The following is a 23,190-nucleotide window of genomic DNA, read 5'->3' as shown; positions in this document are numbered from 1 at the left end:
TTTCTACACCCCGGCCGCGACCTGCGGCCCAACGGCCGCCGACGCCGCCGTGAACGCGCAGGCGCCTGGGGCCTGGGGAAACACCGCCGCCGGGCGGGCCCGCGGGCCCGCCCGGCGGCGTGAAAGCGGTGCGGTGGACCGGCCGTCATGGAGACAGCACGACGGCCCTGCCCTGTCAGCCCTCCAGCATCTCGGTGACCAGCGCCGCGATGGGCGAGCGCTCAGAGCGGGTGAGGGTGATGTGCGAGAACAGCGGGTGGCCCTTGAGCTTCTCGACCACGGCGACGACGCCGTCGTACCTGCCCACCCGGAGGTTGTCGCGCTGGGCGACGTCGTGGGTGAGGACCACGCGGGAGTTCTCGCCGAGGCGCGAGAGCACGGTCAGCAGCACCCCGCGCTCCAGCGACTGCGCCTCGTCGACGATCACGAAGGCGTCGTGCAGCGACCGGCCGCGGATGTGGGTGAGCGGGAGGACCTCCAGCATCCCGCGCTCCACGACCTCGTCGATGACCTCGGGCGTGGTGACGGCGGAAAGGGTGTCGTGGACCGCCTGCGACCACGGCGTCATCTTCTCGTTCTCGGTGCCGGGCAGGTAGCCGAGCTCCTGGCCGCCCACCGCGTACAGCGGCCGGAAGACCATGACCTTGCGGTACAGCCCGCGTTCGAGCACGGCGTCGAGCCCCGCGCACAGGGCGAGGGCCGACTTCCCGGTGCCGGCCCGGCCGCCCAGCGACACGATGCCGACGTCGGGGTCGGTGAGCAGGTCGAGCGCGATGCGCTGCTCGGCGCTGCGCCCGTGGAGCCCGAAGACGTCGCGGTCGCCCTTGACGACCTTCACCGACTTGTCGGGCAGGACCCGGCCCAGGGCCTTGCCGCGTTCGGAGACCAGGACCAGGCCGGTGTGGCAGGGGAGGTCGCGTGCGGCCTCGATGTCGGCGGTGCCGCCGTCGAACAGCTCGGCGATCTCGTGAGCGGGCACTTCGAGCTCGGCCATGCCGGTCCAGCCGTGCTCGATGGCGAGCTCGGCGCGGTACTCGTCGGCGTCCAGGCCGATGGACGACGCCTTGATGCGCATCGGCAGGTCCTTGCTGACCAGGACGACGCCGGCGTCGCCACCGTCATCGCGCAGGTTGCACGCGACGGTGAGGATGCGGGTGTCGTTGTCGCCCTGCCGGAACCCGGCGGGAAGGACGGAGGGGTCGCTGTGGTTGAGTTCCACCCGCAGCGTGCCGCCGTGCTCGTTGACCGGGACGTCGTCGTGGAGGCTGCCGTGGGCGACCCGGAGGTCGTCGAGCCGGCGCAGCGCCTCGCGGGCGAAGTACCCGAGTTCGGGGTGGTGCCGCTTGCTCTCCAGCTCGGTGATCACCACGATCGGCAGGACCACCTCGTGCTCGGCGAACCGGGTGATCGACATCGGGTCGGCCAGCAGGACGCTGGTGTCGAGCACGTAGATCCGCCGTTGGCTCACCTCCCCGCGGGCGGCAGGGGCGTCAAGGTCACGGCGGTAGGTCGAGGAACTAGCCACTCGTTCTCCCCTTGGGCACCGGGGTGCCCTGGTCTCACGGGAATCCAAGGACCGGGACCAGCCCCATGAGGGCCGGGACCGGCCCTCGTCACCATGAGCTCCTTCAATGACCAGGACCTCAAACGATCGGGGCCTCCCGAGTGGACGGATGCGCACCATCCACTGGTTTCGACGGTACCCGGCTGCGCCAAAAGAGCAAGACCCCCAGGTCGCATGGCGTGTGAACACCCGGTTACGGGGGTTTTCCTCCGATCTGTGCGGTGGTGTGGACTGGGGTGGCGGTGCTCAGGAGCCGAACCGTCGGTTCCGCGCGCCGTAGGACCGGAGCGCGCGCAGGAAGTCGACTCTGCGGAAGGCAGGCCAGAAGACCTCGCAGAAGTAGAACTCCGAATGCGCGCTCTGCCAGAGCAGGAAGCCGGAGAGCCGCTGCTCCCCCGAGGTCCGGATGAGGAGCTCGGGGTCGGGCTGGCCGCGGGTGTAGAGATGCTCGGAGATGTGCTCCAGGTCGAGGCGTTCGGCCAGCTCCTCGATAGAGGTGCCCTTGGCCGCCTCCGCGAGGAGGAGCGACCGAACCGCATCAGCGATCTCACGCCTTCCTCCATACCCGACCGCAACATTCACAATCAGGCCGGAACCGCCGGATGTGGCCGCGGCGGCCTCTTTCAGCACACGGCCGGTGGAATCGGGCAGCAGGTCGAGCGCGCCCACGGGGTTGACGTTCCAGCCCTCGCGGCGCAGCCGGGTGACGGTGTCCTCGATGATCTGCAAGAGGGGTTCGAGCTGTTCAGGGGGGCGGGCGAGGTTGTCGGTGGACAGCAGCCACAGGGTGACCACCTGCACACCGACTTCGTCGCACCAGCCCAGCAGCTCGAAGATCTTGTCGGAGCCGGCGCGGTGCCCCTGCTCCACACTGGCCAGACCGCTGGCCTTGGCCCAGCGGCGGTTGCCGTCGAGGATCACCCCGACGTGCCGGGGGATCTCGTAGCTGCCGAGCTTGCGCTCCAGCCGACGCTCGTACAGCCAGTACAGGGGATCACGGAACCCCATGGACGTTGCTCCCTTTCGCCGCCGTCGAAGGGGACCCACGGAACGGTTCCGGGTTCCCTCATCACAGGACCCGGCGCGGCGCCCCAAGCCTGGTGATGCGCGTTTCCACACATCAGAGTAAGCGGCTTGAGTCCGTTACGTCACGGCCAGCGACTTGCGCACGTGCTTGCGGCCCTCGTGGATCCGGGACTTGACGGTCCCAAGGGCCAGGTCGAGTTCAGCGGCGATCTCGTTGTAATCCATCTGGCAGAGGTCGCGCAGGACCAGCGGGGCGACCAGGTTGGGGCGGTCGCGTTCGAGCTGGTCGAGGGCCTCCAGCAGATCGATCCGAGACCCGGCGATGACGCTCGTGGTGCGCGGGTCGCGCTGCTGCGGTATGCGGTCGGCCTCGGTCGGAAGCTCTGCGGAGCGTCGCTTCATCGACCGGTAGGTCTGCCGCGCCGAATTCGACACCACCGTATACAGCCACGTGGTGAACAGCGAATCGCCCTTGAATGAGCCGATGTTGCGCGCCACCCTCAGCAGGGCGTCCTGGCACGCCTCCTCGGCGTCCTGGCGGTAGGGCAGGAAGCGGGCGCACCGGCGCAGCACTTCGGGCTGGATCCTGCGGAGGAGATCGTTGATGGCGTCGGAGTCGCCGTCGCGCGCACGTCGCGCCAGCTCTTCGAGGGAATCGTCGACCTTGGCGGCCGAACGTCGGGATCCCGAGCCCTTGTCAATTTTTCGCACGGCTGGTAACTCCCTGCTGTCGAAAAGACGCACATGCCGTCTTAGTTGTCACACGCCCATCCGCTACTTACATACTTACGAGGTTCACACCATGGTCGGTTCTCTACGCGATCCGGAAGATCGGACGCCCGGCTCCCGCACGCTGGCGGACGTTTGCCCCGCCCGGCTCTGGTAAAAGCAGTACCTGTGGCACAACCGGACACGTTCGGCCGATACCGCGTCATACGACACTTGGGATCGGGCTCGTTCGCAACGGTCTGGCTCGCGCACGACGACCGGCTCGACACCCCCGTGGCCGTCAAGGTCCTCGCCGAGAACTGGACCCACCAGCTCGACATCCACCAGCGGTTCCTCGAGGAGGCGCGAATACTGCGACAGGCGGACTCCGCCTGGCTCGTGCGTGTGCACGACATCGGCACCCTCCCCGATGACCGGCCCTACTTCGTCATGCCCTACGCCGACCAGGGCAGCGTCGCCGACCTGATCGCACGGAAACGGCTGCAACTCGACGAAGCCCTGCGACTCCTGACCGAAATCGGCCAGGGTGTCACGGTACTGCACCGGCACGGCACCATTCACCGGGACATCAAGCCGTCCAATGTGCTGTTGCAGTCGTCGCCGGTCGGGCAGCGTGTGCTCGTGGCCGACCTCGGGTTCGCCAAGGCCATCGACGGGGCGTCGGGGTTCACCCAGGCGGCGGGCACGCCGGGGTACATGTCGCCCGAGCAGGGCAGCCCCGCCGGCGACCTCGACGTGCGGGCCGACGTCTACTCCCTGGGGGCGGTCGCCTATGAGCTGCTCACCGGCCGCCGCCCGCCGCAACCGCCGGTCCGGGTGCCGCCCAGCCGGCTGCGCCCCGGGCTGCCCCGCGAGCTCGACGCGCTGATCATGTCGGCGCTCTCGGCCGACCGAGGCCAGCGCCCGCCCGACGCCAAGGCGTTCACCGACCGGATCCGCGCCATCCGGATGAGCCCGGGATCGCGCCGGAGGACCTGGGCGTCGCGGCTGCGCCCGGTGGGGCGGCGCACCGCGGCCGTGGCCGCCGCGGTGACCGCGCTGGCGTTCGGGACCACCGCCGCGGCGGGTTCACCAGGGCTGGAGTTCACCGCGGTGCGGGCCGCGGCCGGCGACCTCCACCTGGCGGTCCCGGGCGCCTGGGCGCAACAGTTCCACAGCGGGCTGTCGCCCGGCGTGGACGGGGAGCCCGACGCGGTGGACGACGGCCTGCTGGTGGCCACCGACATCGATGCGTGGGGCGACGGGGACGGTGCGGTGTCGGGTGTGTTCGCCGCGCTGCTCCCCCGCGAGAGGGGGGCCGGCGGAGCCGACGGGCTGACGCCGACGGTGGGCGCCGTACCCTGCGCGGGCCGCGTGGAGCGGCGGACGTTCGCCGACCGGCGCTGGCGCGGCGAGGTGTGGTACTGGCCCGACTGCGGGGGCGCCCTCACCATGGCGGCCCTGCGCTCGACCACCGCCGACCGCACGCTCTATCTGGAGGTCCGCCAGCCGGACCGGCGCCCCGAGGTGGTGAACCGGATCATCGCGGGGACCCGGCTCGTCTGACCGGCCCCGGCGGGGGGTGAAGGGCTCCGGGCGGAGGCGGCGGCTTCCCCGGGCCGAGGAGGGGCGCCGCCGGATGCGGCGGCCGTCCCTCGCCCGCCCAGGGGCCGCCTCGGCCACCGCCCCGGGGTCAGATGGCTGCTATGTGCTCACGCAGGGCCTCGGGGGTGGAGACGGGGAGCTTGCAGGTGAACCCCCGGCAGACATAGGCGGCCGGGGCGCCGTCGAGCATCGGGCGGTCGGCGAGGAGCGGGATCCCGTGGTGGCCGCGGCCGTCCCCCCGGGTGATGGCGGTGCCGAACGGGGCCGAGCGCAGCGCCTCGCGGTGCAGGGCATCGGTGGCGGGGTCGCCCTCGGGGCCGACGACGGCGATCTCCAGCGGGCCGGCGAGCAGGGATTCGGCGACGGTCAGCCCCCACCCCGCGAACCGCGGGGCCTTGCGGGCCAGCGGCTCCACCGGAGCGAGGGCGCGTTCGGCGGCCTCGCGATGGCGCTGCGACCCGGTGAGCCCGGCATAGCCCAGCAGCGCGCCGGCCGCCGCGAAGCGGCCGGAGGGGGTGGCGTTGTCGGTGGGGTCCTGCGGCCGGGTGAAGAGTGATTCGGCGTCGTCTGCGGTGTCGTAGAACCCGCCGTCGTCGTCGGCGAAGCGGTCCAGGACGGAGTCGAGCAGGGAGCCGGCGGTGGCGACCCATTGAGGTTCGCCGGTGACCGCGTGCAGGGCGAGCAGGCCCTCGGCGACGTCGGCATAGTCCTCCAGGACGCCCGCGCCGGTGCCGGCCGCTCCGTCGCGGGAGGTGCGCAGGATGCGGCCGTCGCCGATGTGCACCCGCTCCAGGAGATCGGCGGCCTCGCGGGCGCGTTCGACGAGGTCGGGCCGCTCGAACAGCGCCCCGGATTCGGCCAGCGCGGCGATGGCCAGGCCGTTCCAGGCGGCGACGACCTTGTCGTCGCGCGCCGGCGGCACCCGGGTGGCGCGCTCCGCCAGCAGGGCGGCGCGGACGCGTGCGTAGCGGGCGGGGTCGTCGGGGTCGGCGGGCAGCTGGAGCACGGAGCTGCCGTGCTCGAACGTGCCGGTCTCGGTGACGCCGAACAGGCGGGCGGCCCAGGCGGCGTCGTCGGCGCCGAGGACGTCGGCGAGCTGTTCAGGGGTCCAGACGTAGTACCGCCCCTCCACGCCCTCGCTGTCGGCGTCGAGGGCCGAGGCGAAGCCGCCTTCGGCGGTGCCCAGCCCGGCGACCATCCAGTCGGCGGTCTCCAGGGCCACCCGCCGCGCCAGGGGGTCGCCGGTGGCCAGCCAGAGCCGGGTATAGGCGCGCAGCAGGAGGGCGTTGTCGTAGAGCATTTTCTCGAAGTGCGGGACGACCCATTCGGCATCGACGCAGTAGCGGGCGAAGCCGCCGCCGATCTGGTCGTACATCCCCCCGCGGGCCATGGCTGCGGCCGTGCCGACGGCCATGTCGCGGCTGCGGGGGTCGCCCGTGCGGGCGTGCTGGGCGAGCAGGAAGGACAGCAGCATGGACGGCGGGAACTTCGGGGCGCCGCCGAATCCGCCGTGGGCGGAGTCGTAGTCGCGGGCGAGCACGGTGACGGCGGAGTCGAGCGCATCGGCGCCCGGGGCGGCGGTGCCGCCCAGGCGGCGGGGGGCGCTGAGGGCGTCGACGACCCGCCGGCCCTGTTCGACGACGTCGTGGCGCTCCTCGCCCCAGGCCCGGGAGACCCCGATCAGCAGCCGCTGGAAGTGCTCGCGGGGGAAATAGGTGCCGCAGTAGAACGGGGCGCCGTCGGGGGTCAGGAAGACGGTCATGGGCCAGCCGCCCTGGCCGGTCATGGCCTGGGTGGCCTCCATGTAGACGGCGTCGATGTCGGGGCGTTCCTCGCGGTCGACCTTGATGTTGACGAACGCGGAGTTCATGAGCTGGGCGGTGGCGGGGTCCTCGAACGACTCGTGGGCCATGACATGGCACCAGTGGCAGGCCGCGTACCCCACCGACAGCAGCACCGGGACATCGCGGTCGCGCGCCTCGGCGAACGCCGCGGGGTCCCACGGGTGCCAGTCGACGGGGTTCCCGGCGTGCTGGAGCAGGTAGGGGCTGGTGGCGTCTGCGAGGCGGTTGGGCATACCACCACTCTGCCCGAGCGCACCTGCCTGACACCAGCCGATCCACGGGCTGTGGACAACCGGGACCCGGACGGCCGCGGGCGCTTCGTGCCTCCGCAGGCCGGTGTGGAGGCGGGACCGCTTCCGTGTCTGCTACTCGCAGGGACAGGCTAAACCCGGCGGGCCTGACCATAATCGGTCGCATGGACGAGACAACGCACGGAAAGTCCCTCCTCGGCGAGTTCCTGTCCACGCGCCGGGCACAGCTGAAGCCGGCGGACGTGGGGCTGCGGGACTACGGCGACCGGCGCCGGGTGCCGGGGCTGCGGCGCGAGGAACTGGCCCGGCTGGCCGGTGTCAGCGTGGCCTACTACATCCGGCTGGAGCAGGGGCAGTCGCTCAACGCCTCGCCGCAGGTCCTCGACGCGCTGGCCGCGGCTCTGCGGCTGGACGACGCGGAGCGGCGCCACCTGCACACCCTGTCCGGTGACGCCCGGCAGAGCCGCCGCAGGCTCCCCGCCGAGCGCGTCACCCCGGCGGTGCGCCAGCTGGTGGACGCCATGGGGGACTCACCGGTGGTCGTCCTCGGCCGGCGCTCGGACGTCCTGGGGTGGAACCGCGCCGGGCATGCGCTGTTCGCCGGGCACCTGGCCCCGGACAGCCCGGATCGCAAGGCCACGCGGCCCAACACCGCCCGGCTGGTGTTCCTGGACGCCCACACGCGGGACCTGTACGTGGACTGGCCCAGGAAGGCACGGGACGTGGTGGGCAAGCTGCGGCAGGCGGTCGGCGAATATCCGGACGACCCCCGGCTGGCCTCCCTCATCGGCGAGTTGACGATGCACAGCCCGCAGTTCGCCAAACTGTGGGCCGAGCACCGGGTGCGCGGCTGGGACATGGCCGAGTACCGGATGCGCCATCCGATGGTCGGGGAGCTGGACGTGCTCCAGCACTCGATCCCGGTGCCCCGGGAGCCGGGGGTCCGGCTGGTGGTGACGACGGCGGAGCCCGGCTCCCCCGCCCAGGCGGCACTACGGCTGCTCAACCAGCCCCTCGAGCCCGCTGCGGACACGCCCGCGACCGACCGCCCCGCCGTCGACACGCCCGCGTGCGGCGTCCCGCCCGTGCACCGCTGATCCGGCCGTCCGGCCGCCGCAGTACCCCCGTCCGCTCACAGCACCACGCCTGAACACCAACCCGGCGCCCCTGGCCCGAGGCCGGCAGGGAGCGCCACGGGTCTCGTCACGCGCGCCCTCCTGCCGCCGATGACGCGGTCACCCATGCCTGCTCCCCCATGTGTCCCCGCCCGCCGGCACCGCCCGTCCGGTGCCCGCACGCGGGCGAATGAGCATCCCCTTTCACTCCCACTGGAGGTTTCCCATGCCCACCACACCCGTCACGGCTTTCACCGAGGTCATCGACACCATCGGCCACCTGGTCGAAGCCGTGGAGGACGGGCAGTGGAGCGCACCCACGCCCTGCACGGACTGGAACGTCCGGCAGCTGGTCGACCACCTGATGACGGCGCAGCGCACCTTCACCGTCGTGATGGGGGCCGAGCCGTCCCTGCCGGCACTCGACGCCGACCCCGCTCCGGAAGGCGCCCCCGCGATCGACCGGCTGGCCGCCCTGCTCGGACGCGACGCCACCGAGTAGCCCCCCACGGCTGACCGCAGTACACGCCACCCCCACTACCCCTGAGGAACAAGGACCATGAAGAAGCCGAAGCTGAAGTTCGTCATCGCCGGTGCGGTGTCCGTCGCCGCCGTGGCCACCGGGACGGCGATGGCCGCGACCATGCTCCCCGCCGGATCCGGCTCCGAGCAGCCCGCGACCGTGCAGCCCAAGGAGGACACGCCCACGGCCGACCCCATCGCGGTCGACGGCGCGAACGTCTTCCCGCACTCGCTGGACTACGACCCGGAGTCGGACACGTTCTACGCCGGCTCGCTGAGCCAGGGCAAGGTCTTCGCCTTCGGCCCGGACGGAGAGGTGCGCACCCACATCGACGACCCGCTGCTGGTGTCGGCGCAGGCCGTCCAGGTCGACTCCGAGCGCGACCGCATCCTGGTCAGCAATGTGGACTACGGCACCTCCGACCGTTCGGACAAGGACAACCCCTTCGGCTACGCCGGTGTGGGCAGCTACGACCTGGAGACCGGGGAGCAGGACTGGTGCGTCGACCTGCGACCGCTCTTCGAGGACGGCACGAAGCACCTGATCGCCGACGTGACGGTGGCGCCCGACGGCACCGTCTACGCCGTCGACCAGCTGACCCCGACGGTGTTCGCCGTCGCGCCCGACGGCAGCGCCGAGATCTTCCTCCAGAGCGACCTGCTCAAAGGCACGCTGGACATCCCCGACTTCCTGGACGGCGTGGGCATGTCCACGGTGGACTACGTGGAGGGCGACCAGCTGATCATCGGCATGGGCGACGGCTCCCTGGTGCGGGTGCCCGTCGACAGCCCCGAGGAGGCGCAGCCGGTGGAGCTCTCCGAGCCCCTGACGGCCCCCATGGCCGGCGTGCGGGTACTCGAGGACGGCTCGCTCGCGGCGGTCAGCAGCGGCCTGCTCTCCGGTGAGCCCGCTCAGATCCAGCGTGTGGAGCCCGGCGACGGCTGGACCGAGGCCACGGTGGAGGCCACCGGTACCGTCGAGGACCCCGTCACCAGCGACGTGACCGCGGGACCGGACGGGGACACCTACGCGCTCAGCGGCGGCCTGGCCGACCTCCTCGCGGGCCAGCCCAACGACGGGTTCACCCTGACCCCGGTCGCGACCGGCTGAGCCTGAGGCCGTTCCCCGGACGACCTGCGGGCGCCCCTCCCGCGGGTCGTCCCGGAGCCGGCTCGTGCGGTGGCTCCCTCTCCCGGGGGCTACCGCACTTCCGTGCGCGCGCGACGGAGCACGAGACGGCGGAGCGGTTCTGACCGCCGATGCGCACCCGCCGCAGGCCATCACTCTATATATCCATGATAGATTTTGGATATACACACGGGGAGGCCTCATGGGCAAAACGCTGGTCGAGATCGACGAAGACGCACTCGCCATAGCACAGGATGTGTTCGGCACCAAGACGAAGAAGGACACCATCAACCGGGCCCTGCGCGAGGTCAGCGACCGTGTCAAGCGCCACGAAGCACGCATGGCCGCAGAAGGCATCGCCGCCGAAGCCCTGGACCTCGACGCTCTGACGGACAAGGCCGTGTATCGCCCTGGCCCCACCGCCGTTGACGACCAGGGTGGGGCTGCGTGAAGTACCTGGCGGACACTTCAGTGGTGGCTCGCTTTTTGCAACACGGCGCGGACACCTGGGGCTGGGGCGAAGCGCTGGACGCCGGGCTCGTCGGCATGTGCGAGATCACAGAGATCGAGGTCCTGCGCTCGGCACGGTCATCTGCGCACCACAAACAGATGCACCAGTACCTGAGCGGCTTCTACGCCTGGGCTCCGATCCCGGACACCACCTTCCGCCGAGCGCTCCAGGGCCAGCAGGCCCTTGTCGATCACGGCGAGCACCGCAGCGCCGGTCCGGTCGACCTTCTCGTCGCCGCGGTCGCCGAACTGTCAGGGCTCAGCCTGCTGCACTGCGACCGTGACTTCGAGACGGTCGCACGGCATACCGGGCAACCCACGACGATGCTCACAGGCTGAAGCGCCCCTCCGCCCCAGTGGGTGGCCGGCGCGGACGCCACGGAGCCCCGGCCGGGGCGGGAACCCGGTGCCGGGGCTCGGTTGCGGGCGGGCGGGCCCGCGACGGGGACACGGCGGCGTGCGGTCCGCCGGTCCTCACTCGTCGCGGGTGTCGGTGCCGGTGGCGGCGGCCGTGGTGGTGCCGGTGCCCGCACCGTCGAAATCGCGTTCCTTCACGGCGGCCAGGTGCTTGCCCATGTTCTTCATCAGCAGATAGAGGGCGTAGCCGATGAGCGCGACGACTATGAACCCCAGGACCCCCGGGGTCACGGTGTCGGTCGCGATCTCGGCGTTGGCGAGGACGAGAGCGGCGTTCATACCACTCATGCTCTCACCGTCTCGCGGATACCCGCGAAGAGGTCGTCCTCAGGGAGCTCGGTGTCGATCACCGAGCGGGCGAGGTGGTAGTCCTCGGTGGGCCACGCCTCGCGCTGGATGTCCATGGGGACGGCGAACCAGAAGCCGTTGGGGTCGATCTGGGTGGCGTGGGCGATGAGGGCGCGGTCGCGGGTCTCGAAGTGCTCGTCGCAGCGGACCCGGGTGGTGATCTCCCACTTGGGGGGCTCACGGTCCCCCATCCGCTCGATCCACTCGGCGTAGGGGTTCTCCAGGTCGCGCTCCTCCAGCAGGGCGGCGATCGCGTCGAACCGCTCGCGCGTGAAGGACACGTGGTAGTAGAGCTTGAGGGGCTGCCAGGGCTCGCCGGTGCCGGGGTAGCGCTCGGGGTCGCCCGCGGCCTCGAACGCCTCGACGGAGACCTTGTGGGTCATGATGTGGTCAGGGTGGGGGTAGCCGCCCTGCTCGTCGTAGGTGAGCATGACGTGCGGCCGGAACGACCGCACCGAGCGGACCAGCGGCTCCGAGGCGATGTCGAGGGGCTGGACGGCGAAGCAGCCGTCGGGCAGCGGGGGCAGCGGGTCGCCCTCGGGCAGGCCGGAGTCGACGAAGCCGCTGAACTCCTGGCGGACGCCCAGGATCCGGCGGGCGGCGTCCATCTCCTTGCGGCGGACCTCGGCGATGTTCTCCAGGATCTCGGGCCGGTCCATCGCGGGGTTGAGGATCGACCCGGCCTCGCCGCCGGTCAGCGTGACGACGAGCACGTCGGCGCCTTCGCTCACGTAGCGCACCATGGTGGCTGCGCCCTTGCTGGATTCGTCATCGGGGTGGGCATGCACGGCCATCAGCCGCAAGCGCTCGGACAACGGACAGATCCCCTTGGATAGTCACGGATGTGCACTCGACCGCTCCGGCGTCAGCGCCGCGCCGCCTGCCTGGGCTCATCCACAGGGTCGGGGGTGGAACGGCGGTCGCTCGGGACGGAGCTATCTTAGACAACATAGCCACCACGTTCGGAGATTCCCGCATGCCCGAGAGCCCTTCCGATGTCCCGCCCCCCGTCGTGGAGCAGGCGCCGGGCGCGAAGCGCCGCCACGGGAACAAGCCGGTCATCTTCATCATCGGCGTCCTGGTCGCCGGTGTCGTCGCCATCGGCTGGGGGTCGGCGCTGCTGAGCTACGGCGGGGCGGGCGGCGTCTCCATGCAGACGGTCGCCTGGCGGGTGCTCTCCGACGCCGAGGCCACCATCACCTTCCAGGTCAACAGCCGCGAGCCGGTCGAGTGCCTGGTGACCGCGACCGACGCCCAGCACGTCGAGGTCGGCCAGACGAGCGTCGAGGTCGAGGCGGGCATCCAGGACGTCACGACATCCGTAGAGACGATTCGTGAGGCTTCGGCGGTACAAGTGGCCTCGTGCAGGGAACAAGGTTCGACAAAGTAGTTCCGGAAGTCCAGCCGAGCCCGGGCCCGACAAGGGCCCTCCCCCTACCGCCACGTACCGCAGCCCGACGGCCGCCACCGCAGCCCGGCCCCCGCCACGCCCGCGCCCACAGGGCGTCCGGCCTGGGAGGACCGGGTTTCATGGCAGTACCGTCAAAAGGGCTCGGTGATATTCTCGTAAGTTCATCCGCGGCCGCCTGATGGCCGCGGGCACTAGACGCACCGAGGGAGTTCCCGTGACCGAGACCCGCGATGACAACGTCACCTGGCTGACCCAGGAGGCGTATGACCGGCTCAATGCGGAGCTGGAGCACCTGACGGGACCTGGTCGCATCGAGATCGCCGAGAAGATCGAAGCCGCCCGCGAGGAGGGCGACCTCAAGGAGAACGGCGGCTACCACGCCGCCAAGGAGGAACAGGGCAAGATCGAGGCCCGGATCGTCCAGCTCCAGACCATCCTGCGCAACGCGCGGGTCGGTGAGGCGCCGCGCAAGGCCGGGGTCGTCGGCCCGGGGATGACCGTGACGATCAAGTTCGAAGGCGACGACGAAGAGGTGACCTTCCTGCTCGCATCGCGCGAGGAGAGCGGGGCGCCGATCGACGTCTACTCCCCCAAGTCGCCGCTCGGCAGTGCCATCAACGGCAAGAAGATCGGCGATTCCACCAGCTACCAGCTGCCCAACGGGCGCAGCCTAGGGGTGGAGATCATCGACGCCGTACCTTACGGGGCATAACCCCTCCCAACACGACGCGGAAGGGGTGGCCGGGAGCCACCCCTTCCGCGTTGTGCGGGGCGGGCCGATGCCTCCTCGTGCCGGGCCGGACGGCCGGAGGCGGCCCCGGGCTGGACCGCCAGGTCACCGCGCCCGAGAATGGGTGGTGCCCGCCCCTTCGGGCCCGACCGCCACAGAGAAGAAGAGACCCAATGAGCACCCCCGCGTGGAACGACCCCCAGGCCGGCTACGGCCAGCCCCAATACGGATATGGGGGCCAACCCGAATACGGTCACGCACCGGGGTACGCCGCGGCGCCCGGGTACGGCCCCTACACCGGCTACGCACCGCCGGGACCGCCGATGTCACCCCACGGCCGGCTCTTGGCGGACTGGCCGTCGCGCGCCGGCGCCGCGCTGCTCGACGCCCTCATCGTCTTCCTCGTGATCCTCGCCATCCTCGCTGTCGGGATGGGGGGTTCGGCCGGGCTGGCCTACCTCATCGACCCGGTGGGGTTCGCCGAGCGGCCGCCCGTCCTCTTCATCATCGGCAGCATCGTGTCGTTCCTCGCCGCCTTCGCGTTCGGCCTCTGCTACCGGTGGCTCCACCACGCCCGGACCGGCCAGACACCCGGAAAGCGCTGGATGAAGATCCAGGTGGTGTCGCTCGAAACCGGGCTGCCGCCCACCAAGGGGCGCTCGTTCCTGCGTGAACTGTTGTACGCCGTCCTCGGGCAGATCAGCGTCATCGGCCTGCTGGACATCCTGTGGCCCCTGTGGGACGACCAGCGGCAGACCATCCACGACAAGGTGGGCTCGACCGTGGTGGTCACGGTGCTCCCGCCTCCGGCCGCGCCGCACGCCCAGGCCGCGGTGTAGCCGCAGGCAACGGGCCCCGGTCCTGCCGTCCGCCGCCGCGCCGGAGACCGGGCGTGCCACAATCGCCCCATGAGCCTGCCCCCGTACCCTCCCCCGCCCCGACCGCCCGTTCCCGCGGTCCCCGGGTATCCGCCGGGTACCGCTGTGGCCCCCGGCGGGGAGCCCCTGGCGGGCTGGGGGCGCCGGGCCGCCGCGTACCTGATCGACGGCGTGCTGATCGCCCTCGTGTACCTGGCGGTCGCAGGAGCCGGGGCGGCGGTCGCGTTCGGGGTCACCTACCTCGTGGCGCCCGGATCGTTCGACGCCGGCGCGGAGATGCCGCCGATCTTCCTCGTCCTGTTCATCCCCTCGATCCTGCTCGGCCTGGCGGCGGCCTTCTGCTACCGGTGGCTGCCGCACGCCCGCAGCGGGCAGACCCCGGCCAAGCGGTGGCTGGGGATCAAGGTGATCTCGCGCGAGACAGGGCGTCCGCCCACCAAGGTGCGCTCGTTCCTCCGGGAGGTCGTCTACGTCGTCTTCGCCCAGACCTGCGTCGGATTCATCGACGTCCTCTGGCCCCTATGGGACGGCCGGCGCCAGACGATCCACGACAAGGCCGGCGACACGCTCGTGATCAGGGTCTGAGGCCCGGAGGCCACGGCCTGCGCGAAGCGCGAACGGCGGCCCGCCGGAGATGTTTCCACCCTGATGTCCGATTCGGCCGATCCGTGGGTAAGTGACACAATCGCCGGGTGAGTCAGCCCTGGTACCCTCCACAGCCCGGCGGACCGCCCCCCTACCCCGGCCCCGGTCCCGACCCCGGGTTCGACGCCTCCAAGCGCGACCCCATCCCCGAGGGCCGGATCCGCGCGCGCTTCGGAACGCGCGTGGTGGCCCGCCTGATCGACGGCTTCATCCTGGCCGCCTTCTGCTTCCTGTTCTTCATCGTGGCGTCGTTCGTCTCCGCGATCGACAACCCCAACGGAACCGACCTGACGGACGAGTACTACGAGGCGTGGGCCTGGCTGTTCCTGTTCGGCTGGGGGCTGTCCCAGTTCCTTTACGACTGGGTGTTCCACGTCGGCCGCGGGCGCACGCCCGGCAAAATGCTGCTGGGCATCCAGGTCGTCCGCGCCTACGACGGCGGGCCCATCACCCAGGGGCAGGCCGTGGGCCGCGCGGCGATCTACGGGCTCCCGCAGTCACTGCCGTGCTTCGGCCACCTCATCAACCTGGTCGACTGCCTCGTGGCCCTCGACGCCGACAAGGGCGGCACGGCGCTGCATGACAAGGCCTCGGCGACCGTCGTCGTCGTGCGCTGACGGGAGCGGGGACGTCCGCCCCGCGCTCCCGCAGCAGGCCCGCCCGGATGGGTGGGCTGTCCGTCAGTCCAGGTCGTCGCGGCTTTCGTCGAAGAGCGCCGCGAAGTCGGGGAACTCCTCGAGCTCGCCGTACTTGGGCTCGAACAGGTAGGCGGGCCACTCGCCGTCCGGCCCCGGCTGTGTGGGATCGAGCAGCCAGAAGTCCTCGCCGGAGGCGACCTCCACGACGCGTTCGAACAACTCCGCATAGTCCGGATTGTCCATATCGCGGTAGAGCCGGGGAAAATCGCTCCCGGCGGCGCTCTCGCGCATCCAGCCGATCTCCGCGCACCCGTAGACGCGGTCGACCCACCCGCCGACGCCGAGCCAGCCGTCGCTGGTGAGCAGGAAGCCGCGCAGGCTCGGCGGGAACCGCACGCCGAGCCGCCGTTCGGCCGCCGCGACGGCCTCCTCTGTTGCGGGCTCACGGCCCATCCAGCGCGTCTCCAGCTGCTCATCCGTGACGTGGGGGTCTTCCTCGTCGACGTCGCGGAGGTAGATCTTGCTGTACACGCGAAGATAGGCGCTCCACTCCTCAGGTGAGGAGGGTCTCCGCTTGGCCGTAACGCCGTCACTCATGGGGGGTCCTGTTCTTACGGTCGGGGCGTCATTGCGAGCGCAAGGATAGGGTGCGGTGCCGACAGCCCACACCCCTCGATCGAGGGCAGGACGGCCCCGCCGGTCACCCCTCGAAGGCCAGCAGGCAGGCGGTGAAGCTGTGCACGTGGTTGCGTCCGGCGACCGGGCCGATCTCACCGGCGGCGAAGAAGCCGCCGACCGTGTCGGCGCCGAGGGTCCGCTGCACGGAGCGGACGTCGTGCTCGGGGGCGTCGAACATGGCCGCGCCCCGCCCGTTGCACGAGAACAGCAGGGCCGCGGCGGTGCGCCCGGCGGCGTCGGCGTCGAAGCTCTGGAGCCGGTCCAGCAGGTCGGAGCTCGCGCTCTCCTGGTCGCGCACCTGGAAGCGGACGGTCTGGCCGACCTCCACCATGTCGCCGATGGTCAGCGCGCCCATCTCGGGGTCGGCGGCGACGATGGAGCGCACCAGGAAGTCCCCGCGCTCGTGCCGGTCGGCGTATTCGTCCATGGCGATGCCGATGTGCAGGCCCACCGCGGCGAGCTCCTGCTCCTCCGGGGGCAGGGCGTTGACCAGGGATTCGAGCCTCTCGTAGGCGGAGACGCCCGCCAGCTCCACGATCATGTTGCCTTCGGCCTTGGTGACCGCCATGGCCGGGCCGATCGGCCGGCAGCCCTGGCTCACCGCCGTGCCCACGATGCCCGGACCGCCGAGCAGCAGGCCGACGGCGCCGGCGTCGGCGACCCCGCCCTCGAAGAACAGCCGCACGGACTCCTGCCCGCGCATGCCGTCGGCCAGGCCGCCGATCAGGGGCAGACCGCCCAGCGCGTCGGTGGAGCGCTCGACAAAGGACTGCGCGGGGAACTCGTAGGGGTTGGCGAGCAGCAGCGCGACCTGGTCGGTGGGCTCGGGCTCGGTCATGCCCACAACGGCGAGGTGGTCGCCCTCGGGGACAACGTCGAGCCGGAAGGGGGTCAGAGTGACATCGGGCATCCGCGCCGCCCAGACGCTGACCGCGCCCTGGCCCTCGACGCCGCGCCCGCCGCCGATCACGCCGGTGGCGCTGCACCCGATGGACAGCGCCTCGCCCGCGTGGGCCATTACACGCTCGCCGGCGAGGGTGACCTCTTCGGGGTCGGCGCCGCAGACGAAGAAGCAGATGAGATCGGCGTCGCCGTCGAGAGGGCTCAAGGCCTGGAGCACCGCTCTTTCGGCCGCGCTCACGAGGTCCGCGCCTGTCGCCAGCGCGTCACCGAACCTGGCCACCCGTCGCCACCCCCGCCTCGCCCACGGACTCGATCTTGCCTGGACCCTACTCCCTTCCCTTGACGGGTGAACCTTCCCGGATCCCGGCATTTTTCACGTCGACGTGAGAACCGTCCACAGGTGTGCGCTTCGCCACTGGCCAAATCGCGGAGGGTGCATAGACTCAACCCTGTGCCTGCCCCGACATCCGGCCACACGCCCCCCACCCGCCTCCCGACCACCCTGGGCGCCCTGCGCGCCTCAGGACACACGCACCGCACCGTCAAAGCCGAGGTCCGCGCGAACCTGCTGGCCCGCATGCGCTCCGGCGAACCGCGCTTCCCGGGCATCGTCGGCTTCGACCACACGGTGCTGCCCCGGTTGGAGCGCGCGCTGCTCGCCGGCCACGACTCCGTCCTCCTGGGCGAGCGCGGCCAGGGCAAGACCCGGCTGATCCGCACCATCGCCGGCCTGCTCGACGAGTGGACACCGGTGGTCGCGGGCTGCCCGATCAACGACCACCCCTACGCGCCGGTGTGCGCGCGCTGCCGCCGCCTCGCCGACGAAGAGGGCGACGGGCTCGCCGTCACCTGGTGGCATCGCGATGACCGCTACGGCGAGAAGCTCGCCACCCCCGACACCGGCGTGGGCGACCTCATCGGCGACATCGACCCCGTGCGCCTGGCCGAGGGCCGCAGCCTCGGCGATCCCGAAACCGTGCACTACGGGCTGGTGCCGCGGTCCAACCGTGGGGTGTTCTGCCTCAACGAGCTGCCCGACCTCGCCGCGCGCATCCAGGTCGCCCTGCTCAACGTGCTCGAGGAGCGCGACGTCCAGATCCGCGGGTACGCGCTGCGGCTGCCGCTTGACGTGCTGCTCGTCGCCAGCGCCAACCCCGAGGACTACACCAACCGCGGCCGGATCATCACCCCGCTCAAGGACCGCTTCGGCGCCGAGATCCGCACCCACTACCCGCCCGCCCTCGACCACGAGGTCGCGCTGATCCGCCAGGAGGCCGACCTCGCCGCCGGGCCCACGGTGCCGGGGTACCTCATCGACATCGTCGCCCGCTTCACCCGGCTGGTGCGCGACTCCGCGTCGGTCGACGACCGCTCCGGGGTGTCCGCGCGGTTCGCCATCGCCGGGATCGAGACCGCCGCCGCATCGGCCGTGCGCCGCGCGGCGCTCAGCGGCGAGGAGCACGCGGTGGCGCGGGTGTGCGACCTCCCGCCGATCGTCGACACCCTTCAGGGGAAGGTGGAGTTCGAGGTCGGCGAGGAAGGGCGCGAGGGCGAGGTCCTGGCGCACCTGCTGCGCCGGGCCACGGCCGAGACCTTCCGGCAGACCCTGGGCGGCGCCGACCTCACGGCGCTGACCGACCTGTTCGCCGATGGCGGAACGGTGGAGTCGGGCGAGCTGGTGGCGTCCGCCGAACTGTTGCAGGGGGTCGGGCCGCTGCCTGGCCTCGCCGACCTCATCGCCCGGCTGTCGCCCGAGGAGGGCGCGGGCGAGACCCCCGGCTTCGCGGCCTCGGCGGTGGAGTTCGCGCTGGAGGGCCTGTACCTCAACCGGCGGCTGTCCAAGGACACCGTGGACGACCGCACCGTCTACCGGACCTGACCCGGCGGCCACACGACATCGACGCCAGGGGAGGGCAGACCCCGATGGACCGTTTCCGGTACGGCGAATTTCACGATGGACCCGACCCCCTGGCGCCGCCCTACGACGTCCGCGCGGCGCTCGACGAGCTGGGCCGCGACATCATGGCCGGCACCAAGCCGCTGCGGGCGCTGCGCGACCTGCTGCGCCGCGGCACCCAGGGCATCAGCGGGCTCGACGACCTCCTGCGCCGGGCGCGCGAGCGCCGCGAGCGGCTCCGGTCGCAGGGCCGGCTCGACGGCACCCTGGACCAGGTGCGGTCGCTGCTGGACCGCGCCATCGGCCAGGAGCGGGCCGAGCTGTTCCCCGACCCCTCCGACGACGCCCGCCTGCGCGAGACCGAGCTCGACTCGCTGCCCGCCGTCACCGCCGCCGCCGTGCGCCGCCTCTCCGACTACCAGTGGCGGTCGGCCGACGCCGCCCGCTCCTTCGCCGAGCTGCGCGACCTGCTCCGGCGCGAAGTCCTCGACACCCAGTTCCGCGGCATGAAGCAGGCGTTGCAGGACGGCTCGCCCGAGGACATGCGGCGGGTGCGGGAAATGATCGACGCCCTCAACGACATGCTCGACGCCGACCAGCGGGGCGAGCACACCCAGGCCGACTTCGACCGGTTCATGGACGCCTACGGCGACTTCTTCCCCGAGGAGCCGCGCCCGCGCAACCTCGAGGAGCTGGTCGACACCCTGGCGCGGCGGTCCGCCGCGGCGCAGCGGATGATGGACTCGCTCACCCCGGAGCAGCGGGCCGAGCTGAGCTCGCTGATGCAGCAGGCCACCGCCGAGGCCGGGATGGGCGACGCGCTCGACCGGCTCGCCGGGGCGCTGCGGTCGCGCCGTCCCGACCTCGCGTGGTCGGGGGGCGAGGACATCGACGGCCCCGAGGGGCTGGGCATGGGCGACGCCACGAGCGCCGTGCAGGACCTCGCCGACCTCGCCGAGCTGGAGGCGGCGCTCGGGCAGGGGTATGCGGGGGCGGGGCTCGACGACATCGACGAGGACGCCGTGCGCCGCGCCCTGGGCCGGCCGGCGGTCGACGACCTCGCCCGGCTGCGGGCGCTCGAACGCGAGCTGCGCGACCAGGGGTACCTGGAGGGCGCCCGCAACAAGATGCGGCTCACCCCCAAGGCGGTGCGCCGGCTCGGCGAGACCGCGCTGCGCGAGGTGTTCACCGACACCGCCCAGCACGGGCGGCCGGGCTCGCACGCCCAGGCCGCGGCCGGGTCCTCCGGCGAGCCCACAGGGGCCGCCCGGCCGTGGGAGTTCGGCGACGAACAGCCGCTGGACGTCGTACGGACCCTGGCCAACGCGATCGCGCGCGGCGCGGTGGAGCCCGGGGGCGGCGGGGTAGAGCCTGGGGGCGACGGGGTGGGCTCGGGCCGCGCCATCCGGATGGCGCCCGAGGACTTCGAGGTCGCCGAGACCGAGCGGCGCGACGCCGCGGCCGTGTGCCTGCTCGTCGACCTGTCGTATTCGATGGCCCTGCGCGACCTGTGGGGCAGCGCCAAGCAGACCGCGATGGCGCTCCACTCCCTGGTCACCACCCGGTTCCCGCAGGACGCGGTGCAGATCATCGGGTTCAGCGACTACGCCCGCGAACTCCCCCCATCGGGGCTCGCCGAGCTCACGTGGGAGCCGGTGCAGGGCACCAACCTCCAGCACGCCCTGATGCTCGCCGGCCGCCACCTCGACCGGCACTCCGACTTCGAGCCCATCGTCCTCATCGTCACCGACGGCGAGCCGACGGCCCACCTCGGCCGCACCGGCGAGGCCACCTTCGCCTGGCCGCCATCCCAGGACACCACCACCGCCACCCTCGCCGAGGTCGACCGCATGACCCGCCGCGGAGCGGCCCTCAACATCTTCCTCCTCGCCGACGACCCCCGCCTAGAGCGCTTTGTCGACGAGGTAGCCCGCCGCAACGGCGGCAGAGTCGTCCGCCCGGACACCAACCGGTTGGGCGGCTACGTGGTCCGCGACTTCCTATCCCGCCGCAGGAGGGCGGGGTAGCAACCTCTAGGCGGCGTTACAGACGGCGGACCAGGCCGGACGAGGATATCCAGAGTCAACCGAACGCGACCCCTGGCGCGAACATGACAGCAAGGACGCCACCATGACAGACGACGCCGATGACTCCACCCCTGCGGAGCGAAAGCCGAAGGGGCGCATCTCGTTCGACCCTGAGACACCGAATGCGGTGATCTATGACGTTCTTAGCGATGTCGCCACCGACGTCATCGGGGAATACATACAGATCTCTGTCGAGACCGACGACCCTGCTATCAAGTCGGACGCCAAGGCGAAGGCAATCAAAGTACGGCAAGCCAAACGAAACGTCGATCCCGATGACCGAGAGGCGCTAATCACTGAAGTCCGGCGACTGGAGCAAGAACGCGACGCGTTGCGGGGCGTCTAACCAGTGACGGACGATTCCTATGACGTCGACACGGAGACGCTAAAGGCCCTATTCGACTCTGATGTCAAGGACTTTGTATTCGGAGAAGTTGAGGCTTCAGGAACTTCTTCCCCCACCAAAACGCCATCGACCGTGGTCCTGTTGGGCGGCCAACTGGCCGCCGGTAAATCGACGGCGATGAGAACGATCACCACGCGCCACAAGGGAATCGTTGAGATTCAGCCGGATGAGTTCCGCCGGTATCACCCCAAGTTCAAAAAGATCATGGCCGAGCGACCCCATGACATGCCTCGGCTCACCGCCCAGGCCATGCGCGCATGGACCGACTTGTGTGAGAAATACGCTTACCAGCAAGGCCATTCACTGGTAATCGAAGGCACCTTCATCAAGGCCGGGAAGCCCCTCGGCATCGCCGAACGTCTCGCAACCGAGCCTGAGCCCGGCACAGCACCTCACAAGCTCCACAAGGGCTTCTCATCCGAAGTCGTGGCTCTTGCGGTCAATGACATGCGCAGTCGGATCGACTTGGTCGGACGCTACCTTGCACAGCCCCCAGGCGAGGGACGCTGGTCCGGTACGGAACCTCATGACCTGGCGTACGACAATCTCCCTGGAACACTCGACACGCTCGAAGCCAGCCCGGCGGTCAAGCGCATCATCATCACCGATCGCAGTGGCGACCACCTCTACGACAATGTCCGCGATCCCGGCACCGGCGATTGGAGGGGCGACCCGCGTCGCGCGTCAGAGGCGCTTCGAAGCATACGCAATGAGGGCCGGGTCCCCTTCGACCAGTCCGAGGCACAACAGTGGCTGTCCTCCTACTGGAAACACGCCCAAAAGCTTCTTGAGCGCGAGGAGCTGAACGCCACCACCGCTCCCACGATGCTGCGGCTGCATCAGGACGCCGACCGAGTCGCCTCCGTCGCGTACACCCATGATCCCGCCGCACTGGAGCAGCACACGCGGTGGCAGGCCGTGCAGAAGACCGTATTCACCGCCGCCCGGCGAGGAGCGCCCAACGCCGACCTCCCTCGCACTCCGGCCGACTTCTATGCGGCGGATACCGCGAAGCAGACCGAATTCATCGCGGCCATGGGAACTTCCAATGCGATCGACGATCCAGGGTCGGATGAAGGCGAGGCGCCCTCTGCCGTGTTCCTCATCGCACAGCCCGGGGCCGAGGAGAGCCTCCGAGGGTCGGCGGCTGCCGACCGTGAGAGAGACACCGGCGCGATCGTCCATACGACGCCGCAGGACCCCCAGGCCACCGCCGCCACGATGCGCGCTTACCAGGACGCGGGCTTTCGGGTCGAGGCCGTGTTAATGGGCGTGCCCAAGGTCGGCGGGGATCAGGAGACGGCCTGGCGCGATCACGAACGCGCGACCACCAAGGACCCCGAGCTTGCGGCCATCGGAAGCAGTGCCGATCGATCCTATGAGGACGTCGAAGAGATCGCTGCCCTGATCGACCGCGATCATCTGGCTGACAGAGTACGACTCTTCCGCCGCGGTGAGGCGGCCCCCCGATACGAGAACACCTTGGGCTCCTCCGGCCGCTGGAGCACCGCCCCCGCCTTACACGAAGCTCTGGTGAGCGGGCGCGAGACGTGGACCGAAGGCGACATCACTGACTTCCTCACCAAGCAGAACTCGATGAAGAACCAGCGTGATCCGGAAGTGAAGGCCGCGCTGGGACCCGACTGGCCCGACAGGCTCGCCGACCTCGATAGCCGGGCCGAACCTGCGATCGGAGCAGGCAGGATGAGGACCAACGAGGCCCTGCGCGTCGCCAATCTCATGCAGGGCAGGGCCTCCCTCGCCCAGAAACCCGCTCCACCCGCCGGCAGGAAACCCCCGCCCGAACACTTTCGTGATCAAAGGCGCGACCCCGGCCCCGAACTCGGTCGGTGACCGGCAACCGGGCTCGATTCCGGA

Annotated in this window: 23 protein-coding genes; 15 read left to right on the top strand and 8 right to left on the bottom strand. The window is 70.9% G+C overall.

Features of this window, described 5'->3' with window-relative positions:
* Positions 1-175: 175 nt before the first annotated feature.
* From ACFOVU_RS14330 to ACFOVU_RS14320, 3 genes are all read right to left on the bottom strand, one after another.
* Positions 176-1,447, bottom strand: a complete 1,272-nt coding sequence (locus tag ACFOVU_RS14330; protein WP_378534055.1) for a PhoH family protein — start codon at positions 1,445-1,447, stop codon at positions 176-178.
* 363 nt (positions 1,448-1,810) lie between these two features.
* Positions 1,811-2,572 (bottom strand): isoprenyl transferase, encoded by a 762-nt coding sequence (locus ACFOVU_RS14325; RefSeq protein WP_378533774.1) that lies wholly within the window; start codon positions 2,570-2,572, stop codon positions 1,811-1,813.
* Positions 2,573-2,707: 135 nt separating this feature from the next.
* Positions 2,708-3,301: an RNA polymerase sigma factor gene (locus ACFOVU_RS14320; protein ID WP_378533772.1), complete on the bottom strand. Its 594-nt coding sequence runs from the start codon at positions 3,299-3,301 to the stop codon at positions 2,708-2,710.
* A 186-nt stretch (positions 3,302-3,487) separates the two neighbouring features.
* Here ACFOVU_RS14320 and ACFOVU_RS14315 point away from each other — a divergent pair, with 186 nt between their 5' ends.
* Complete coding sequence (locus tag ACFOVU_RS14315; RefSeq protein WP_378533770.1) at positions 3,488-4,864, top strand: serine/threonine-protein kinase; 1,377 nt, start codon at positions 3,488-3,490, stop codon at positions 4,862-4,864.
* 127 nt (positions 4,865-4,991) lie between these two features.
* On the opposite strand, the gene ACFOVU_RS14310 is transcribed toward ACFOVU_RS14315, so the two are convergent.
* Entirely contained in the window at positions 4,992-6,980 is a 1,989-nt protein-coding gene (locus ACFOVU_RS14310; RefSeq protein ID WP_378533768.1) for a thioredoxin domain-containing protein, read from the bottom strand.
* 182 nt (positions 6,981-7,162) lie between these two features.
* Between ACFOVU_RS14310 and ACFOVU_RS14305 the strand changes: the two genes are divergently transcribed.
* The 5 genes from ACFOVU_RS14305 (at position 7,163) to ACFOVU_RS14285 (ending at position 10,613) form a co-directional block, all read left to right on the top strand.
* A complete protein-coding gene (locus tag ACFOVU_RS14305) occupies positions 7,163-8,095 on the top strand; it encodes a helix-turn-helix domain-containing protein (RefSeq protein WP_378533766.1) in 933 nt (310 codons plus the stop codon).
* 244 nt (positions 8,096-8,339) lie between these two features.
* A complete protein-coding gene (locus ACFOVU_RS14300) occupies positions 8,340-8,615 on the top strand; it encodes a maleylpyruvate isomerase N-terminal domain-containing protein (RefSeq protein ID WP_378533764.1) in 276 nt (91 codons plus the stop codon).
* A gap of 57 nt (positions 8,616-8,672) precedes the next feature.
* A complete protein-coding gene (locus tag ACFOVU_RS14295; RefSeq protein WP_378533762.1) occupies positions 8,673-9,746 on the top strand; it encodes a hypothetical protein in 1,074 nt (357 codons plus the stop codon).
* 220 nt (positions 9,747-9,966) lie between these two features.
* Positions 9,967-10,215 (top strand): type II toxin-antitoxin system VapB family antitoxin, encoded by a 249-nt coding sequence (locus tag ACFOVU_RS14290; RefSeq protein ID WP_378533760.1) that lies wholly within the window; start codon positions 9,967-9,969, stop codon positions 10,213-10,215.
* Positions 10,212-10,613, top strand: a complete 402-nt coding sequence (locus ACFOVU_RS14285; protein ID WP_378533758.1) for a PIN domain nuclease — start codon at positions 10,212-10,214, stop codon at positions 10,611-10,613. Before ACFOVU_RS14290 ends, ACFOVU_RS14285 begins: the two co-directional genes overlap by 4 nt.
* A gap of 135 nt (positions 10,614-10,748) precedes the next feature.
* Here ACFOVU_RS14285 and ACFOVU_RS14280 read toward each other — a convergent pair whose 3' ends face one another.
* Positions 10,749-10,979, bottom strand: a complete 231-nt coding sequence (locus tag ACFOVU_RS14280) for a hypothetical protein (RefSeq protein ID WP_378533756.1) — start codon at positions 10,977-10,979, stop codon at positions 10,749-10,751.
* Positions 10,976-11,854 carry a mycothiol conjugate amidase Mca gene (gene mca / locus ACFOVU_RS14275; protein WP_378533754.1) on the bottom strand — a complete coding sequence of 293 codons (879 nt, stop codon included), beginning with the start codon at positions 11,852-11,854 and terminating at the stop codon, positions 10,976-10,978. Before mca ends, ACFOVU_RS14280 begins: the two co-directional genes overlap by 4 nt.
* A 161-nt stretch (positions 11,855-12,015) precedes the next feature.
* Here mca and ACFOVU_RS14270 point away from each other — a divergent pair, with 161 nt between their 5' ends.
* The 5 genes from ACFOVU_RS14270 (at position 12,016) to ACFOVU_RS14250 (ending at position 15,320) form a co-directional block, all read left to right on the top strand.
* The gene (locus ACFOVU_RS14270; protein ID WP_378533752.1) at positions 12,016-12,429 is read left to right on the top strand and encodes a DUF4307 domain-containing protein; all 414 of its coding nucleotides are present in this window, start codon (positions 12,016-12,018) and stop codon (positions 12,427-12,429) included.
* A gap of 235 nt (positions 12,430-12,664) precedes the next feature.
* Positions 12,665-13,162: a transcription elongation factor GreA gene (greA, locus tag ACFOVU_RS14265; RefSeq protein WP_378533750.1), complete on the top strand. Its 498-nt coding sequence runs from the start codon at positions 12,665-12,667 to the stop codon at positions 13,160-13,162.
* 191 nt (positions 13,163-13,353) lie between these two features.
* Positions 13,354-14,019: an RDD family protein gene (locus tag ACFOVU_RS14260; protein ID WP_378533748.1), complete on the top strand. Its 666-nt coding sequence runs from the start codon at positions 13,354-13,356 to the stop codon at positions 14,017-14,019.
* Between the two features lie 69 nt (positions 14,020-14,088).
* Positions 14,089-14,643, top strand: a complete 555-nt coding sequence (locus ACFOVU_RS14255) for an RDD family protein (RefSeq protein ID WP_378533746.1) — start codon at positions 14,089-14,091, stop codon at positions 14,641-14,643.
* A gap of 107 nt (positions 14,644-14,750) precedes the next feature.
* On the top strand, positions 14,751-15,320 hold the full coding sequence (locus ACFOVU_RS14250) for an RDD family protein (protein WP_378533744.1): 570 nt from the start codon (positions 14,751-14,753) through the stop codon (positions 15,318-15,320).
* Between the two features lie 63 nt (positions 15,321-15,383).
* On the opposite strand, the gene ACFOVU_RS14245 is transcribed toward ACFOVU_RS14250, so the two are convergent.
* A complete protein-coding gene (locus tag ACFOVU_RS14245; protein WP_378533742.1) occupies positions 15,384-15,938 on the bottom strand; it encodes an SMI1/KNR4 family protein in 555 nt (184 codons plus the stop codon).
* 103 nt (positions 15,939-16,041) lie between these two features.
* The gene (locus tag ACFOVU_RS14240) at positions 16,042-17,202 is read right to left on the bottom strand and encodes an FIST signal transduction protein (protein ID WP_378533740.1); all 1,161 of its coding nucleotides are present in this window, start codon (positions 17,200-17,202) and stop codon (positions 16,042-16,044) included.
* Between the two features lie 171 nt (positions 17,203-17,373).
* Between ACFOVU_RS14240 and ACFOVU_RS14235 the strand changes: the two genes are divergently transcribed.
* The 4 genes from ACFOVU_RS14235 to ACFOVU_RS14220 all read left to right on the top strand — a co-directional run bounded on the left by ACFOVU_RS14235 (position 17,374) and on the right by ACFOVU_RS14220 (position 23,166).
* Positions 17,374-18,801 carry a sigma 54-interacting transcriptional regulator gene (locus ACFOVU_RS14235; RefSeq protein ID WP_378533738.1) on the top strand — a complete coding sequence of 476 codons (1,428 nt, stop codon included), beginning with the start codon at positions 17,374-17,376 and terminating at the stop codon, positions 18,799-18,801.
* Between the two features lie 44 nt (positions 18,802-18,845).
* Positions 18,846-20,846: a hypothetical protein gene (locus ACFOVU_RS14230; RefSeq protein ID WP_378533736.1), complete on the top strand. Its 2,001-nt coding sequence runs from the start codon at positions 18,846-18,848 to the stop codon at positions 20,844-20,846.
* Positions 20,847-20,949: 103 nt separating this feature from the next.
* Positions 20,950-21,252 (top strand): hypothetical protein, encoded by a 303-nt coding sequence (locus ACFOVU_RS14225; RefSeq protein WP_378533734.1) that lies wholly within the window; start codon positions 20,950-20,952, stop codon positions 21,250-21,252.
* Between the two features lie 3 nt (positions 21,253-21,255).
* Positions 21,256-23,166 carry a zeta toxin family protein gene (locus ACFOVU_RS14220; RefSeq protein ID WP_378533732.1) on the top strand — a complete coding sequence of 637 codons (1,911 nt, stop codon included), beginning with the start codon at positions 21,256-21,258 and terminating at the stop codon, positions 23,164-23,166.
* The last annotated feature ends 24 nt before the right edge of the window (positions 23,167-23,190 follow it).

The sequence above is a fragment of the Nocardiopsis sediminis genome (genome assembly GCF_042650565.1).
Classification (GTDB): Bacteria; Actinomycetota; Actinomycetes; order Streptosporangiales; family Streptosporangiaceae; genus Nocardiopsis_B; species Nocardiopsis_B sediminis.
Note: the sequence above shows the minus strand (reverse complement) of the source record. Positions and strands in the feature narration are given on the sequence as shown.